The sequence below is a fragment of the Stenotrophomonas sp. genome (genome assembly GCF_035634915.1).
Classification (GTDB): domain Bacteria; phylum Pseudomonadota; class Gammaproteobacteria; order Xanthomonadales; family Xanthomonadaceae; genus Stenotrophomonas.
Window position 1 is genome coordinate 1 of the sequence record NZ_DASQCB010000013.1, and the last position, 16,049, is coordinate 16,049.

The 16,049-nt window shown below is 67.5% G+C and carries 13 protein-coding genes and 1 riboswitch; of the genes, 4 read left to right on the plus strand and 9 right to left on the minus strand.

The window, feature by feature from the left end; all coding sequences use genetic code 11:
- Nucleotides 1-281 precede the first annotated feature (281 nt).
- Complete coding sequence (locus tag VER16_RS10385) at nt 282-2,246, plus strand: M2 family metallopeptidase (protein WP_324807842.1); 1,965 nt, start codon at nt 282-284, stop codon at nt 2,244-2,246.
- A 114-nt stretch (nt 2,247-2,360) separates the two neighbouring features.
- Here VER16_RS10385 and VER16_RS10390 read toward each other — a convergent pair whose 3' ends face one another.
- The 3 genes from VER16_RS10390 to VER16_RS10400 all read right to left on the minus strand — a co-directional run bounded on the left by VER16_RS10390 (nt 2,361) and on the right by VER16_RS10400 (nt 5,094).
- Nucleotides 2,361-2,753, minus strand: coding sequence for a hypothetical protein (locus tag VER16_RS10390; RefSeq protein ID WP_108769609.1), 393 nt, complete (start codon nt 2,751-2,753; stop codon nt 2,361-2,363).
- An 81-nt stretch (nt 2,754-2,834) separates the two neighbouring features.
- On the minus strand, nt 2,835-3,728 hold the full coding sequence (locus VER16_RS10395) for a siderophore-interacting protein (protein WP_324807845.1): 894 nt from the start codon (nt 3,726-3,728) through the stop codon (nt 2,835-2,837).
- 139 nt (nt 3,729-3,867) lie between these two features.
- A complete protein-coding gene (locus VER16_RS10400; RefSeq protein ID WP_324807847.1) occupies nt 3,868-5,094 on the minus strand; it encodes a multidrug effflux MFS transporter in 1,227 nt (408 codons plus the stop codon).
- Nucleotides 5,095-5,403: 309 nt separating this feature from the next.
- A riboswitch (glycine riboswitch) is annotated at nt 5,404-5,506 on the plus strand.
- A gap of 62 nt (nt 5,507-5,568) precedes the next feature.
- On the opposite strand from VER16_RS10400, the gene gcvP reads away from it, so the two are divergent.
- Entirely contained in the window at nt 5,569-8,436 is a 2,868-nt protein-coding gene (gcvP, locus tag VER16_RS10405) for an aminomethyl-transferring glycine dehydrogenase (protein ID WP_324807849.1), read from the plus strand.
- A gap of 102 nt (nt 8,437-8,538) precedes the next feature.
- Here the strand turns inward: gcvP and VER16_RS10410 are convergent, their stop codons facing one another.
- The 3 genes from VER16_RS10410 to VER16_RS10420 form a co-directional block, all read right to left on the minus strand.
- Entirely contained in the window at nt 8,539-8,949 is a 411-nt protein-coding gene (locus tag VER16_RS10410; RefSeq protein WP_324807851.1) for a VOC family protein, read from the minus strand.
- A gap of 140 nt (nt 8,950-9,089) precedes the next feature.
- A complete protein-coding gene (locus VER16_RS10415) occupies nt 9,090-10,460 on the minus strand; it encodes an amino acid permease (RefSeq protein WP_414716041.1) in 1,371 nt (456 codons plus the stop codon).
- Between the two features lie 81 nt (nt 10,461-10,541).
- Nucleotides 10,542-11,276: an AraC family transcriptional regulator gene (locus VER16_RS10420; RefSeq protein WP_324807853.1), complete on the minus strand. Its 735-nt coding sequence runs from the start codon at nt 11,274-11,276 to the stop codon at nt 10,542-10,544.
- A gap of 116 nt (nt 11,277-11,392) precedes the next feature.
- Between VER16_RS10420 and VER16_RS10425 the strand changes: the two genes are divergently transcribed.
- Nucleotides 11,393-13,510: a catalase gene (locus VER16_RS10425; protein WP_414716042.1), complete on the plus strand. Its 2,118-nt coding sequence runs from the start codon at nt 11,393-11,395 to the stop codon at nt 13,508-13,510.
- A gap of 23 nt (nt 13,511-13,533) precedes the next feature.
- Complete coding sequence (locus VER16_RS10430) at nt 13,534-13,713, plus strand: hypothetical protein (protein WP_324808231.1); 180 nt, start codon at nt 13,534-13,536, stop codon at nt 13,711-13,713.
- A gap of 52 nt (nt 13,714-13,765) precedes the next feature.
- Here VER16_RS10430 and VER16_RS10435 read toward each other — a convergent pair whose 3' ends face one another.
- The 3 genes from VER16_RS10435 to VER16_RS10445 form a co-directional block, all read right to left on the minus strand.
- Nucleotides 13,766-14,350 carry a hypothetical protein gene (locus VER16_RS10435; RefSeq protein ID WP_324807854.1) on the minus strand — a complete coding sequence of 195 codons (585 nt, stop codon included), beginning with the start codon at nt 14,348-14,350 and terminating at the stop codon, nt 13,766-13,768.
- A gap of 96 nt (nt 14,351-14,446) precedes the next feature.
- Nucleotides 14,447-15,163: an alpha/beta fold hydrolase gene (locus tag VER16_RS10440; RefSeq protein ID WP_324807856.1), complete on the minus strand. Its 717-nt coding sequence runs from the start codon at nt 15,161-15,163 to the stop codon at nt 14,447-14,449.
- Nucleotides 15,164-15,964 (minus strand): hypothetical protein, encoded by an 801-nt coding sequence (locus VER16_RS10445; protein ID WP_324807857.1) that lies wholly within the window; start codon nt 15,962-15,964, stop codon nt 15,164-15,166.
- Nucleotides 15,965-16,049: the final 85 nt, after the last annotated feature.

Sequence of the window (16,049 nt, forward strand, 5' to 3'; positions counted from 1 at the left end):
CCAACAGCCGCGTGAACCTGTCGAAGGCGGGGCACTGTGGGTTTGCGGGGTGTGAGCCGCATGGATGCGGCGACCAAGCCCCCATGGACGGGTTTACGGCGTCCCCGCAAACCCACAGTGCCCCGCCATCCCACGGAATGCAGGCCTTTGACGTTGCCGTTGCTTGAGGGCCTCTGCAGGTGCAGGGCGCAGCCCTGCCGAACCCCACCAACCTTCCCCACTTGCGGTAGGCACGCGCGCCCACTAGCCTTCGGCCGTCGTTCACCACCCAAGGACCGCCCGTGACTCACCGCCATCTCCTGCTGGCCTCGGCTATCGCCGCCGCCACGCTGGCCCTGGTCGCCTGCAAGAAGGAACCTTCGCCCGGCACCGAGGCCGCCACCGCCAGCGCGCCCGCCGGCGAGACCGCCGACCAGTTCGTCGCCCGCATCAACGCCGAATTCAAGGCCGCCTACCCGGAGATGACCTCGGCCCAGTGGCTGTCCTCCACCTACATCAACAGCGATTCCGAACGCATCGCCGCCAAGGCCAACGAGCGCTCGCTGACCCAGCTCAACAGCTGGATCGAACAGGCCGGCAAGTTCGAAGGCCAGCCGATGAGCGAGGACAGCAAGCGCGCCATCCACCTGCTGAAGCTGATGTCCTCGATGCCGGCGCCGCGCGATCCGGCCAAGCTGGCCCAGCTGACCCAGATCGCCACCCGCATGGAAGGCAGCTACGGCGCAGGCAAGTACTGCACCGATGCCAACGATCCCAACTCCTGCCGCCAGCTCGGCGAGCTGGAACAGGTGCTGGCGCGCAGCCGCGACTACGACGCGCAGCTCGATGCCTGGCAGGGCTGGCACAGCACGACCAAGAGCATGCGCGGCGACTACCAGCAGTTCGTCAGCCTGGTCAATGAAGGCGCCAAGGGCATGGGCTTCACCGATGCCGGGCAGATGTGGCGCAGCGGCTACGACATGCCACCTGAGCAGATCGGGCCGGAAACCGACCGCCTGTGGGAACAGGTCAAGCCGATGTACGAGCAGCTGCACTGCTACGCGCGCGGCAAGCTGGACACGACCTACGGCAAGGACAAGGCCGAAGTGGGCAACGGCCTGATCGCCGCGCACCTGCTGGGCAACATGTGGCAGCAGGACTGGTCCAACCTGTGGGACCAGCTGGAACCGTACCCGGGTGCCGGCAGCCTGGACATCACCGCAGCGCTGGAAAAGCAGTACCAGGCCAACCTGAGCGCGGCGCTGGCCAAGGCCGGCAAGGATGCCAACGTGGCGGCGCAGTACAAGGCCCAGCGCGAGGCCGAACTGCGCACCGCCAGGCAGATGACCGAGCGCGCGCAGGATTTCTACGTATCGCTGGGCATGCCATCGCTGCCGCAGTCGTACTGGGAACGCACCCAGTTCATCAAGCCCGATGACCGCGACGTGGTCTGCCACGCCAGTGCCTGGGACATGAACATGGAAGGCGACGTGCGCACCAAGATGTGCATCAAGCCGAACGAAGAAAACTTCACCACCATCTACCACGAGCTGGGCCACCTGTATTACGACCTGGCCTACAACCCGCTGCCGCCGCTGTTCCAGGGCGGTGCCAACGATGGCTTCCACGAAGCGATCGGCGACACCATCGTGCTGGCGATGACCCCCAAGTACCTCAGCTCGATCGGCCTGGTGGACGCGCCGACCGAGAGCCGCGAGGCGGTCATCAACAACCAGATGCGCATGGCCCTGTCGGGCGTGTCGTTTCTGCCGTTCGGGCTGATGATCGACCGCTGGCGCTGGGGCGTGTTCGATGGGTCGATCACCCCGGACAACTACAACAAGGCCTGGTGGGACCTGAAGGCCAGGTACCAGGGCGTGGCCCCGGCCAGTACCCGTGGCGAGGAGTTCTTCGATCCGGGCGCGAAGTACCACGTGCCGGGCAACACCCCCTACACCCGCTATTTCCTGGCGCGCATCCTGCAGTTCCAGTTCTACAAGGGCCTGTGCGATGCGGCCGGCTACAAGGGCCCGCTGCATGAGTGCACCTTCTACGGCAACAAGGAAGCCGGGCAGAAGTACTGGGCGATGCTGAGCAAGGGCGCCAGCCAGCCGTGGCAGGCCACGCTGAAGGAACTGACCGGCAGTGACAAGCTCGATGCCGGCCCGATGATCGAATACTTCAGCCCGGTCAACGAGTGGCTGAAGCAGCAGAACCAGGGCCAGATGTGCGGCTGGCAGGCCAACGCGGCACCGGCAGCAAAATGAGAAAAGGGGCGGATCCGCAAGGATCCGCCCCTTTCCCACGTTGTAGAGCCGAGCCATGCCCGGCTGGATTGGAATGCAGTCGAGCCTGGCTCGACTCTACAAAAGGCGGGGGCGTCAGCTGTTCTTCTTTGCCGCCATCGCAGCAGCCAGTTCCGCCTTGTATTCCTCGAAGGTCTGGCCCTTCTCCTTGGCCTCGGCCTGCGCGGCATCGCGCAGCGCGTCCGAATACACCAGGCGCACCGGCGTGCCCTTGCGCTCGTGCAGTTCACCGGCCTGCATGATCAGCGCCAGCACCTGCGCGGCACTCTCGCTGTGGCCGGCAATGCGGCCATCCATGCCCAGCACCCATTCGCCATCACGGCGCACCACGCCCGCCAGCAGCGTGCGCTGCGCATCGCGCAGTTCGGCATGCGGTTCGACCGGCGATGCCTGGGCGGCGGCCTTGTTGGCGGCCTTCTCTTCCTGGCGGCGGCGCTGGTCGCGACGGGTCTTGGAGGTGGTGGACATGGGGGGCGATACCGCTACGAGGGGGCGCAAGGATAGCGCACCCCGGCAGTGGCGCCGTTTCACGGGGGAAACCCCGCACGCTCAGTCCAGCACCCGGCCCTGCCGCCAGTAGCCCATGAAGGTGAGCGCGCGGCGGTCCAGCCCGCAATCGCGGACCAGGTGGCGACGAACCGCCATCACCGCGCCTGCCTCGCCAGCCACCCAGGCGTAGAACGGCCCGGCGCCGTTGCTGTCGGCCAGCTCCCACAGGATCTGCGCGTCCACATCGATCTCGTCCAGCGCCTCGCCGGCGGCGACCGGTGAAGCCGCCAGCCGCGCATGCACGGCCTCCACCAGTGCCTGCCCATGACCGGCAGCGCCGCGCGGCAACCACACCAGTTCGGCGCTGGGCGGCGCCTCCAGGGCGATGGCACTGTCCGCGTCGGCCACCTCCAGCAGCGCCAGCACGCGCGGCGGGGCGACCTGGCCGGCCAGTTCCTCGAGGATGCCCGCGAGCGCTGGCAGCGCGGTCTCATCGGCCACCAGCAGCACCTGCCCCACCCCGGCCGGAGGCTTCCATTCCCAGCCCTGGCTGCTCTCGGCACAGTCGGCGTCCGGTGCCAGCAGCACCACGCGGTCGCCCGGCTGTGCGTGCACGGCCCAGCGCGAAGCCGGGCCGGTCTCGCCATGCAGGACGAAATCCACGTCGACCTCGCCCTGTGCGGCGCGCAGCTGGCGGATGGTGTAAGTGCGCATCGGCGGACGCTGGTCATCCGCCAGGGCGCGGTAGCGGGCGTACCAGTCCTCGCCGCTGGGAACCTGCGGGGCATCCTGGCCGGGCAAGGGGAAAAACACCTTGATCCGCTGGTCCGGGCCCTCGGTCTTCATCCGCGCCACGTCGGCGCCGGTGAACACCAGGCGGTGCAGGGAGGGGGAAAGGACGCGGCGCTCCTTCAGCGCCACCTCGAACAGGCGGTAGGTCTGCTGCGCAGCCATGGGGGTACCTCGCGACGGCTTTGGATCGGCTGGCCGTCATGCACCCGTGCAGCAGCTGGCTGGAATCCCCAGCCTAGCCCGCGTGGTCACTGACGCAAGAGGTTGGGCGCCGCTGCAGCGCCCTGCCCCTGCGCGCTGCTCAATGGCCCGTGGCCACTGCCTGCACTGCGCGTTCGCAGCGGTGTTCCCAGTACCAGAACACGAAGCCACCGGCGAAGAAGGCGGCCTGGCCCAGGGCCAGGTGCAGCGGGCTGGCACTGAGCAGCGGCGACACCACGCCAGCCACCACGGTGCTGACCATCAGCTGGATGAAGGCCTGCAGCGAGGACGCCAGGCCGCGCTGGTGCGGGTACATGTCCAGCACCGCCAGCGCCAGAATCGGGAAGATCAGCGCCATGCCCATGCCGCCGAGGAAGATCGGCAGCACCGCCCACGGCAGAGCGAACTGCGGCGCCAGGCTCACGTAGCCCAGATTGAGCAGCACCGACAGCGCGCACAGGGTGAAACCGATGCCGATCTGGCGGGTGGGCGTGGTGCGCCCGGCCATGCGCCCGGACAGGAACGAACCGGTGGTCATGCCGCCGATGGTGGGGATGAACAACCAGGCGAAGCCACCTTCGCCCAGGTGCAGGTGCTGCATGACGAACACCGGCGCCGAGGCGATGTACAGGAAGATGCCGCCGAAGTTGATGCTGCCGGCCAGGGCCAGGCGCAGGAAACGCGGATTGAAGCCGATGCGCAGGTAGTCACGCAGCAGGCCGCGCGGCGACAGCGGCACGCGCGCGGCCACCGGGTGGGTTTCAGGCATGAAGCGCACGGTACAGACCAGCAGCAGCAGCGAGAACGCCACCAGGAACCAGAAGATCAGCGGCCAGCCGGCACCACTGAGCAGGATCCAGCCACCGATGATGGGCGCGATGGCCGGGGCGATGCCGAACAGCATCGACACCTGGCTCATCAGTCGCTGCGCATCGTGGCCGTGGTACAGATCGCGGATGACCGCGCGGCCGACGATCATGCCGACGCCGGCCGACAGGCCCTGCAGCGCGCGGAACACCAGCAGCGTGGTCAGGTCGGTGGACAGCGCGCAGCCCACCGAGGCACCGATGAACACCACCAGGCCGCCCAGGATCACCCGCTTGCGGCCCCAGGCATCGGACAGCGGCCCGTGCGCCAGGCTCATCAGCGCATAGAACAGCAGGTAGACGCTGATGGTCTGCTGCACGGCCACTTCGTCCACTGCCAGGCGCTGGGCCAGCTGCGGGAAGGCCGGGAAGATGGTGTCGATCGAGAACGGGCCGAACATGGCCAGGCCTGCGAGCAGCAGGGCCATGCGTCGGGTGGAAGGGGCAACAGCGGCGGTCATCGGCAAAGCGTCCGGCAGGGCCATGCGCGGCACGCACGGCGGGCGCCGATCCCCTGCAGCAGGGACGGCGCCAGATGAATACGAGAATCCGGCCATGATAGGCCCGGATTGCGGCCGATGCCATGGAGGGCTGCACAGAACGCATGGCCGGGCCATCGGCCGTTCAGGCCCGCAGGCGCCCTGCCCCCGCCTTCCGGGCCGCGTTCAGCCGCGGCAACCGGCTATAATCGCCGTGCAACATGGTGGGAGAAGCGGAACACCGCTGCCGAAGGCGCAACGCCCGTAATCGCTCAGGCCCGATACCACCCGTAACAGAACTCTGGAGAGACCGGTTCGATCCGGCGCCGAAGGGGCACGAAGCTGCGGCCAGCCGCGCTTTTAAACTCTCAGGCAAAAGGACAGAGGGGCGCCCCGCAGACCGCCAACCGGCGGCTTGTGCCCGTGCGTGTGCCCTTTCCTGACGGATCCTTCGCCATGTCCCAGAACACCCCCTCCCTGCGTGAGCTTGAGCATCATTCCGCGTTCGTCGAGCGCCACATCGGCCCCAACGATGCCGAGATCGCGCAGATGCTCGACGTCGTTGGCCACGCCACGCTGGATGCGATGACCGATGCCATCGTGCCGGCCAGGATCAAGTCGCCCGCACCGCTGGCGCTGCCGGAATCGATGACCGAAGTGCAGGCGCTGGCGAAGATCCGCGCGATCGCCGACAAGAACACGGTGCTGCGCAGCTTCATCGGCCAGGGCTACTACGGTACCCACACGCCGAACGTGATCCTGCGCAACATCCTGGAAAACCCGGCCTGGTACACCGCCTACACCCCGTACCAGGCGGAAATCTCGCAGGGCCGCATGGAAGCGCTGATCAACTTCCAGACCCTGTGCGCCGACCTGACCGGCATGGAGATCGCCAACGCCTCGCTGCTGGACGAAGCCACCGCCGCGGCCGAAGCGATGACCCTGGCCAAGCGTTCGGCCAAGTCGAAGTCGGACACCTTCTTCGTGCACGACGCCGTGCACCCGCAGACGCTGGAACTGCTGCGCACCCGCGCCGAGCCCATGGGCATCGTGCTGCGCGTGGGCACCCCGGCCGAAGCACTGGAAGCGGAGGCCTTCGGCCTGCTGCTGCAGTACCCGGACACCTTCGGCCAGGTCGGCGACTACAAGGCGCTGGTCGATGCCGTGCACGCACGCGGCGGCCTGGTGGCCGTGGCCACCGACCTGCTGGCCCTGACCCTGCTGGCCGCCCCGGGCGAATGGGGCGCGGACATCGTGGTCGGCAACAGCCAGCGCTTCGGCGTACCGTTCGGTTTCGGCGGCCCGCACGCGGCGTTCATGGCCTGCCGTGATGCCTACAAGCGCTCGATGCCGGGCCGCCTGATCGGCGTCTCCATCGATGCCGAAGGCAAGCCGGCCTACCGCCTGACCCTGCAGACCCGCGAGCAGCACATCCGCCGCGAGAAGGCCACCTCCAACATCTGCACCGCGCAGGTGCTGCTGGCGGTGATGGCCTCGATGTACGCCGTCTACCACGGTCCGGAAGGCCTGGCCCGCATCGCCCGCCGTACCCACCGACTGGCTTCGATCCTGGCCGCATCGCTGCGCAGCGCCGGCGTGCAGGTCGGTGGCGACTTCTTCGACACCCTGCACATCACCGGCGTGCACGCCGATGAGATCCACGCCAAGGCCCGCGCCGCCGGCTACAACCTGCGCGCGATCGACAGCGACTCGGTCGGCATCAGCCTGGACGAGACCGCCACCCGCGCCGACATCGTCGCCTTGGCCGCCGTGTTCGGTGCGCAGGCCGATGTGGATGCGCTCGATGCCAGCACCACCGACGAACTGCCGGCTGCCCTGCTGCGCCAGTCCGCGTTCCTGACCCACCCGGTGTTCAACACCCACCACAGCGAGCACGAGCTGCTGCGCTACCTGCGTTCGCTGGCCGACAAGGACCTGGCGATGGACCGCACGATGATCCCGCTGGGCTCGTGCACCATGAAGCTCAACGCCACCGCCGAGATGATCCCGGTGACCTGGCCGGAGTTCTCGCAGATCCATCCGCTGGTGCCGGCCGACCAGGCGCTGGGCTACAAGGAACTGATCGAGACGCTGGAAGCGATGCTGGTCGAATGCACCGGCTACGATGCGGTCAGCCTGCAGCCGAACTCCGGTGCGCAGGGTGAGTACGCCGGCCTGCTGGCGATCCGCGCCTACCACCGCTCGCGCGGCGAAGGCCACCGTGACATCTGCCTGATTCCGGATTCGGCGCACGGCACCAACCCGGCTTCGGCACAGATGTGCGGCATGAAGGTCGTGGTGACCAAGACCGATGCGAACGGCAACGTCGATGTCGAAGACATCCGCGTCAACGCCGAGAAGTACAGCGACCGCCTGGCCGCGATCATGATCACCTACCCGTCCACGCACGGCGTGTTCGAGGAGGAAGTGGTCGAGATCTGCGAGATCATCCACCAGCACGGTGGCCAGGTGTATACCGACGGCGCCAACATGAACGCCCTGGTCGGCGTGGCCAAGCCGGGCAAGTGGGGTTCGGACGTTTCCCACCTGAACCTGCACAAGACCTTCTGCATCCCGCACGGCGGCGGCGGCCCGGGCGTCGGCCCGTGTGCGGTCAAGGAACACCTGGCCCCGTTCCTGCCGGGCAAGCTGGGTGACAACGGCCCGGTCGGCATGGTCAGCGCGGCCAGCTTCGGCAGCGCCTCGATCCTGCCGATCAGCTGGATGTACATCGCCATGATGGGCAGCGAAGGCCTGCGCAAGGCCACCCAGGTGGCCCAGCTCAACGCCAACTACATCGCCAAGCGCCTGGCGCCGCACTTCAAGACCCTGTACACCGGCCGCAACGGCCTGGTGGCACACGAGTGCATCCTCGACGTGCGCCCGCTGGAGAAGACCAGCGGCATCGGCGCCGAGGACGTGGCCAAGCGCCTGATCGACTTCGGCTTCCATGCCCCCACCCTGAGCTTCCCGGTGGCCGGCACGCTGATGGTCGAACCGACCGAGAGTGAATCGCTGCACGAACTGGACCGCTTCATCGACGCGATGATCCAGATCCGCGAGGAAATCCGCGCGATCGAAGACGGCCGCCTGGACCGCGAGGACAACCCGCTGAAGAACGCCCCGCACACCGCGACGGCGGTGACCGCCAGCGAGTGGACCCACGCCTACCCGCGTGAGCTGGCGGCCTTCCCGCTGCCCAGCCTGAAGCTGCAGAAGTACTGGCCGCCGGTGGCCCGCGTCGACAACGTGTACGGCGACAAGAACGTGATGTGCGCCTGCATCCCGGTCGATGCCTACAAGGATGATGAAGTCGAGGCGTAAGTAGAGTCGAGCTTGCTCGACTGCTTCACGACAAACGGCCCGCGCAAGCGGGCCGTTCGTTGAAGGGCGTGTGGACCAAGGTCCACACCCACAACAAGCCGATCACGGGTCGGGCATCTGTCCCAGGCTCAACTGCCACGACACGCCGAACCGGTCCTGCACCCAGCCGTAGCGGTTGCTGAAATCGTAATCACCCACCGGCATCAGCCAGTGCCCGCCCTCGCCCAGCACACGTGCCGCGCGATCGAACTGCTCGCCGCCGGCGCATTCGACGAACAGCGAGATCGACGGGCTGAAGGTGAAGTCGTGCACGTCCAGGCTGTCAAAGCACAGATAGTGCGTGCCACCCAGCAGGAAGATGGCCTGGCGCACCTGACCGGGCACGCCAGCGCCGGCGCCCTCGGGGTGGCGTTGCAGGCCCAGTAGACGGAAGTCGGCAAAGGCCTCGGCGTACAGGGCCATGGCGGCCTCGGCCTGGCCGGTGAACATCAGGAACGGGCGACTGCGCAGCATGCGGTACTCCTGTTCGACGGGCGGGCAACGGCCCACGCGATCAGGATGGCACGGCGGATGTATGCCTTCTGTAGAGCCGAGCCCATGCTCGGCTGACGTCTGCGCGAACCGCAGCCGACCGTAGGGTCGGCTCTACAGGATCAGGCTTCGCGCATGCGCCGGGCGATGGCACTGCCGGCGGCGATGGCCGCGGTCAGCGCCACCATCGACAGGAACTGCAGGCGCGTATGCGCCTCGCTCAGCAGCAGGCCGAAGATCAGCGCCAGGATGCCCAGCGCACACACGGTCAGCCACGGGAAGCCGGCCATGCGGAACGGCAGGCGGGTGCCCAGGCGGTCGGCCCGGCGGCGCAGCACCAGCTGCGAGACCAGCGACAGCGTCCACACCAGCAGGCAGGTGGAACCGACGATGTTCAGCAGCACCGGCAGCACCTTGTCCGGGAACAGCAGTTCCATGATGGTGGCCGCAAACCCGAACAGCACACTGGCCAGCACGGCGATCACCGGCACCTGGCGCGGATCGGTCCAGCCCAGCACGGCCGGTGCCTCACGGCGCTGCGCCAGCGAATACATCATGCGCGAGGCACCGTAGAGGTTGGCATTGAGCGCCGACAGCAGCGCGATCACCGCGATCAACGTGATGGCGGTGGCCGCCCCCGGGATGTTGGCCACGTCGAGCACGGCGGCAAACGGCGATTTCAGCGATTCGCTGGTCCACGGCACCACCGCGATGATCACGCTGAGCGAGCCGATGTAGAACACCAGGATGCGCCAGGCCACGGTGCGGATGGCACGGGCGATGCTGCGCTCGGGGTCTTCGGTCTCGGCCGCCGCCACCGCCACGATCTCGGTACCACCAAAGGCGAACACCACCACCAGCAGCGCCGCGCCGATGCCGGCCAGGCCCTTGGGCGCGAAGCCGCCGTGCTGGGTGAAGTTGCTCAATCCCGGCGAGGCCACCTGCGGCAGCCAGCCCATCAGCAGGGCAATGCCGATGGCGATGAAGGCCAGGATCGCCGCCACCTTGAGGATGGCGAACCAGAATTCGAACTCGCCGAAGTTCTTCACCCCGAGCAGGTTGATCGCGGTGAAGAACAGCATGAAGGCCAGCGCCGCCATCGGCACCGGTATCACCGGCCAGACCGTGGCCAGCAGACCGGCCGCGCCCACCGCTTCGGCGGCGATGACGATGACCAGCTGCACCCACCACAGCCAGCCCACGGTGGCCCCGGCCGTGGCGCCCATGGCATCGGCGGCGTACACCGAGAACGCGCCGCTGGTGGGCTTGGCTGCCGCCATTTCGCCCAGGGCGTTCATCACGATGATCACCAGCGCGCCGGCCACCAGATAGGACACCAGCACGGCCGGGCCGGCCGCCTGCACACCCACGCCGGAGCCGAGGAACAGGCCGGCGCCGATCGCGCTGCCCAGGCCCATCATGATCAGCTGGCGCGGCTTGAGCGAGTGGCCAAGGCGGGAAGGCGAAGCGGACGGAACGGGGCTGGCGGGCATCGGCAGGACTGGCGGCGGCTACAGGGGCGTCACCTTACATTGTCCCCCACCCAGGGGGATAGGCACAGTGCAGCAGACCGCTCAGGGCAGCATGGCCTCGGCCAGAACGGCGCCGACGTTCTCCCCGATACGGGCCCGGTAGGCGCGTGGCGAGAAACCGGTTTCAGCCTTGAACTTGCGGGTAAACGCACTCTGGTCGCTGAAGCCGCAGGCCTGGCCGATGCAGGCGATGCTGTCATCCCCGTGCAGCAGGTGCATGGCCATCTGGATGCGCAGGCGGGTCAGCACCTGCTGCGGGGTCATCTGGAACACCTTGCGGAAGCTGCGCTCGAGCTTGGACAGCGAGAAACCAGTGATGTCCAGCAGGGTCTGCATGCGCACGTTTTCGGCGTAGTGCGCGTTGAGGTGGGCCAGGGCCAGGCGCAGCTGCTCGTACTGGCTGCCCAGGCTGTCCTTCTGGCCCAGGTCGCGGGAAATACCGATCAGCCCCTGGATGCTGCCATCCACCAGCAGCGGGCGCTTGCAGGTCAGGCACCAGCCCGGCTCGCGGTTGGCGAACAGGTGCAGTTCCATCAGGTTCTCGATCACTTCACCGGACAGCACGCGCGCGTCCTGGTCCACGTAGTCCGCGCTCAGGCCGGTGGGGTAGATCTCGGCGGCGGTGCGGCCGATGACATCCTTGCGCGCACGCAGGCCCAGCCGCCGCAGCATGGTCTGGTTGACGTGGGTGTAGCGGCCCTGGCGGTCCTTCATGAAGAACAGCACGTCCGGAATGGCGTCGAACAGGGCTTCGATGTCGGTGGGCTCGACTCGCATGCAGCAAGCATACCCGAGCACGCTTTTGCCCGTACGTTCACCCGCGGCGGACCGTGGGTTAACGGCCGGGGGGCGACTGTCATGGCCTGCCCCCACGTACCCCGGAGAAACCCCCGATGGCCGCCAGCAAGCCGACCGGCAAGCGCGCACCCGCCCCCTCCCGAAAGCCCGGAAAACCCCATGACCACCAGAACCAGAAGCGCGGCGAGGGTGACGAACTGCACCTGCTGGCCGGCGGTACCCACCCGCCGATGACCACCGCGCAGGGCATCCCGGTGGCCGACAACCAGAACTCCCTGCGCCAGGGCCCGCGCGGGCCTACCCTGCTGGAGGATTTCATCCTCCGCGAGAAAATCACCCACTTCGACCACGAGCGCATTCCCGAGCGCATCGTGCATGCACGCGGCAGCGCCGCCCATGGCTACTTTGAACTGACCCGCTCGCTGGCGAAGTACACCCGCGCACGCGTACTCACCGAGGTCGGCACGAAGACGCCGGTGTTCACCCGCTTTTCGACCGTGGCCGGCGGTGCCGGTTCAGTGGACACTCCACGCGATGTGCGTGGCTTCGCGGTCAAGTTCTACACCCCAGAGGGCAACTGGGATCTGGTCGGCAACAACATCCCCGTGTTTTTCATCCAGGACGCGATGAAGTTTCCCGACCTCGTGCATGCGGTAAAGATGGAGCCGGACCGCGGGTTCCCGCAGGCCGCCAGCGCGCACGACACATTCTGGGATTTCATTTCGCTGATGCCCGAGTCGATGCACATGATCATGTGGGCGATGAGCGACCGCGGCATTCCGCGTTCGCTGCGCATGATCGAAGGCTTCGGCGTGCACAGCTTCCGCCTGTTGAACGAGGCCGGCGAATCCACCTTCGTCAAGTTCCACTGGCGGCCGACGCTGGGCATCCAGTCCACGGTGTGGGATGAAGCGCTGAAGCTGCAGGCGGCCGACAATGATTTCCATCGCCGCGACCTGTTCGAGGCGATCCAGCGCGGCGATTTTCCCCAATGGGAACTGGCGGTGCAGCTGTTCACCGAAGAAGAGGCCGAGGCGTTCCCGTTCGATCACCTCGACCCGACCAAGATCATTCCCGAATCGCTGGTGCCACTGAAGGTGATCGGCCGCATGGTGCTGGACCGCTGGCCGGACAATTTCTTCGCCGAAACCGAGCAGGTGGCGTTCTGCCCTGCCAACGTGCCGCCGGGCATCGACTTCAGCAACGATCCGCTGCTGCAGGGCCGGCTGTTCTCGTACCTGGACACGCAGTTGATCCGGCTGGGTGGGCCCAACTTCCACCAGATTCCGGTCAACGCACCCAAGTGCCCGTTCGCCAACCACCAGCGCGATGGGCGCATGCAGATGCAGGTGCCGAAGGGCCGCGTGGCCTACGACCCCAGTTCGCTGGAAGACGACAGCCCGCGCGAAACTGCTGCGGGTTTCCGCAGCCATGCCACGGCCGACGATGGTCGCAAAGGACGCACACGCGCGGGCAGCTTCGCCGACCACTACAGCCAGGCTCGTGCGTTCTTCCGCAGCCTGGAGACGCCGGAACAGGCCCATCTCGCCTCGGCGCTGGTGTTCGAGCTGTCCAAGGTGGAAACGCTGGACGTGCGGGTGCGTACCGTCAGCCACCTGCGCAACATCGACGAATCGCTGGCGCAGCGCGTGGCCGATGGGCTGGCATTGGCCGACCTGCCCGATGCGGCGCCGACCGCAACGCCGGCACAGGACATGCCCGCCGTTCCCGAGGTGCGCATCATCGGCCGCACGAAAGACACGCTGCAGGGGCGTTGCATCGGCATCCTGTTCGATGAAGGCTCCGATGCGGGCCTGATCACCAGCCTGCGCAAGGCCGCGCAGAAGTCCGGCGCCGAGGTGAAACTGGTAGCGCCGAAAGTAGGCGGTGCCACGCTGAGCGACGGCAAGCGCCAGGCCGCCGATGGCCAGCTGGCCGGCACGCCCTCGGCCGTGTTCGACGCCGTGGCCGTGGTGCTAAGTGCAGAGGGCGCCAAGGCGCTGGCCAGGGAAGCCGCCGCCGTCGAGTTCGTCAGCCACGCGTGGGCACACCTGAAGGCCATCGCCAGCGATGCCGGCGGCCAGGCGCTGCTGAAAGCGGCGCGCGTGGGCAACGATGCCGGCATCGTGCAAGCAGAGGACGCCAAGGGCTTCCTCGCGGCCGCAGCTACCCGCCAATGGTCGCGCGAGCCGAAGCTGCGCCTGCTGGCCTGAGTGGTCCGTACCGGAGAATCGACATGAGCCGTGGAGACAAATCCGCCTACACCGACAAGCAGAAGCGCCAGGCCGAGCACATCGAGGAAAGCGAACGCGAACGTGGTGCCAGCAAGCGCACGGCTGAACGCATCGCCTGGGCCACCGTGAACAAGCAGGACGGCGGTGGCAAGCGCAGCGGCAGCGGCCGCAAGGAGAAGTAGACGACCGTGCAGCAGGCGGCGCATGGTGCAATGCCATGCCGCCGCCACGGCATCAGGGCGCTTTCAGATGCTGGTACTGGTCATCGCGTATCCAGCCGATGAACGACTTCGCGTCGGCGTTGATGTATTCCACCTGCGCCCAGCCGTCCTGGTAAGCCAGCACTGCCACCACGTTGCGGGCGACGATGTAGGGCCCCTTGGCTGCGGTACCGCCCCGGGCTTTCTGCAGGTAGGCCTTTTCAGCGGAAACGGTCAACAGCCCGATCCACTTCCTGTCTGCGGTGCGGGCCAGATCAAGGCCCTTGTCGATGTCCGGGTACATCACGCTGCCGCAGCCCAGATGTTCGGTGCCGCGCTCCACCACCAGGTTCACGCCGTCGGCGGTCGGGGTCACGCTGCCGGGGAATACCGGCCCGCTCCAGGTGGTGACCTTCGTTGCAGCCGCCGTACCGATGCGGCCCTGCAGGAAGAAGGCGCATTTTCGGGTGACTCCCTCTCCCAGTTCCTCGAAGTAGTAGCCCTCGACGGTATGCTCCGGCGTCACCGCCAGCATCAGGGTTTCGTACTGTCCGGAAACAGGCGCGCTGCCGGCAGCGCATGCGGGGGCGGCAACGCCCAGCGACAGCAGACCGGTCAACAGAGGCCCCGTCACCAGAAGACGGGCAGACGACATCCTTTTCAACGTGCATTCCTTCAGATCCGTGAAGCCCGCGATTCTGCCACAGCGCAGTCTTCAGCTGCGGGATGCCGGCGGCAGGCCGTTCACCCAGCGCGCCACGACTTCGGCCGCCTGCTCAGGCCGCGCCTGCAGAAGCAGATGCGGGCCCTGCAGCGCCATGTGCCGCGCCGTCGGCAGCAGGGCCTGCAACTCGGCCACGCTGGGCGGCCATAGCAGCCGGTCCTGCTGCGCCTGCAGGCATAGCGTGGGCACGGCAATGCGCGGCAACAGCGCGCGTACGTCCACGCGCAGGGTGCTGGCCGCGCGTTGCCGCAGCACGCGGTTGGGCACATCGGCCAGGGCCTGGCGCAGCGACTGTACGTTCTGTGGTGACCGCCACTGCCCCAGCAGGACGCGGGCCATCACCGGCAGCGGCGGCAATGGCCACGCCGCCGCCAGCGCCACCGCGCTGGCGGCAGGTACCGGCACTGGCCGTCGTGCGAACGTGGTGCTCAGTACCAGCCCGCACAGCCCACGCGGCGCCTGCGCGGCAATCTGCACCGCCAACGGGCCAGCGAAGGACTCGCCCAGCAGCACCCACGGCAGCTGTGGCAACTGCGGCTGCAGCCAGGCGCACAGAGTCGAGTAGTCCTGCCCGCCCACAACGGGGAGGGACAGCGCCTCCGCATCCAGCCCATGCGTGCGCAGCGCCTGCAGGAATGCGCCGGACATGCCCACGCCACCGTCCAGGCCGGGCAACATCACCACACGGGGGCGCAGCGGCGGGGCCAACTATCGGTCCCGGTTGGGACCACCTGCCGGCGCAGGCGCAGGCGCCGCCACGGTGGTCGCCTGCAGCGTGCGCACCGCAGCGATGGGAATGGCTTCAGCACGCCGCTGCTGCGGCCACCAGACGAACAGGAATGCGCTGCTGGTGCCGAGCAGGCGCGCGGTACCCGGCAATGGCGCCGGGTCGCCATTCAACTGCAGCCGCACCACTTCACCACTGCCCACGTTGCGGATCTGCTGCCCGCGCACCTGCACGTAATTGGCCGCACCGATGGCCATGAAGGCTGCCACGGCGAGCGTCATCGCAGTCAGCGGACGCAACCCCACGCCGTCCCAGCTGGTCAACACCGAACGCTTCAGCACCGCCCGCCACAGCCAGTTGCGCGCGCGCAGCTGCTCCAGCTTGGCGGTGTTGCGCGCGCGCAGCGTATCGGGCCAGCTCACCAGCAGGACCAGCAGAACCCCTGCTGCCAGCAGCAACGCATAGACCGGGTCGCGGATACCGGCCACCAGGAAATCGCTGGGCTGCATGTAATCAAGAATCGACAGCTCGAATCCACGGTAGAACCAGAAACTGCACCACAGGCCCAGCAGCGAAACCAGCAGGTAGGCCACGGTGAACAGCAGCGCCGGCTCACGGCGCATTCGGCGCAGCGCCTGCATCACCGCCGAGTCATCGTCCCCCCGGGTCAGCGGCAGCATCGACCAGTCAGTCGGCGCTTCCGGTGGCGGCACGGTGGGTGCCGCCATGCCCTGCATCCGTGGCACGTCGCCGTAGGCGCTTTCGGTTTCGTTGCTGTCCATGCTGCCTCCCCCGTGTTTCCTGCGAGCATCGCCGAAAAAGGCCCCGCGCGGTAGAGTCGAGCAAGCTCGACTGCCAGCCCGATCG

Bases quoted from the DNA above. Each gene is read 5' to 3' on its own strand.
- VER16_RS10390 (WP_108769609.1), bottom strand. From the start codon at position 2,753: ATGTCCACCACCTCCAAGACCCGTCGCGACCAGCGCCGCCGCCAGGAA.
- VER16_RS10395 (WP_324807845.1), bottom strand. From the start codon at position 3,728: ATGGCTGCGCAGCAGACCTACCGCCTGTTCGAGGTGGCGCTGAAGGAG.
- VER16_RS10400 (WP_324807847.1), bottom strand. From the start codon at position 5,094: ATGACCGCCGCTGTTGCCCCTTCCACCCGACGCATGGCCCTGCTGCTC.
- gcvP (WP_324807849.1), top strand. From the start codon at position 5,569: ATGTCCCAGAACACCCCCTCCCTGCGTGAGCTTGAGCATCATTCCGCG.
- VER16_RS10410 (WP_324807851.1), bottom strand. From the start codon at position 8,949: ATGCTGCGCAGTCGCCCGTTCCTGATGTTCACCGGCCAGGCCGAGGCC.
- VER16_RS10415 (WP_414716041.1), bottom strand. From the start codon at position 10,460: ATGCCCGCCAGCCCCGTTCCGTCCGCTTCGCCTTCCCGCCTTGGCCAC.
- VER16_RS10420 (WP_324807853.1), bottom strand. From the start codon at position 11,276: ATGCGAGTCGAGCCCACCGACATCGAAGCCCTGTTCGACGCCATTCCG.
- VER16_RS10425 (WP_414716042.1), top strand. From the start codon at position 11,393: ATGGCCGCCAGCAAGCCGACCGGCAAGCGCGCACCCGCCCCCTCCCGA.
- VER16_RS10430 (WP_324808231.1), top strand. From the start codon at position 13,534: ATGAGCCGTGGAGACAAATCCGCCTACACCGACAAGCAGAAGCGCCAG.
- VER16_RS10445 (WP_324807857.1), bottom strand. From the start codon at position 15,964: ATGGACAGCAACGAAACCGAAAGCGCCTACGGCGACGTGCCACGGATG.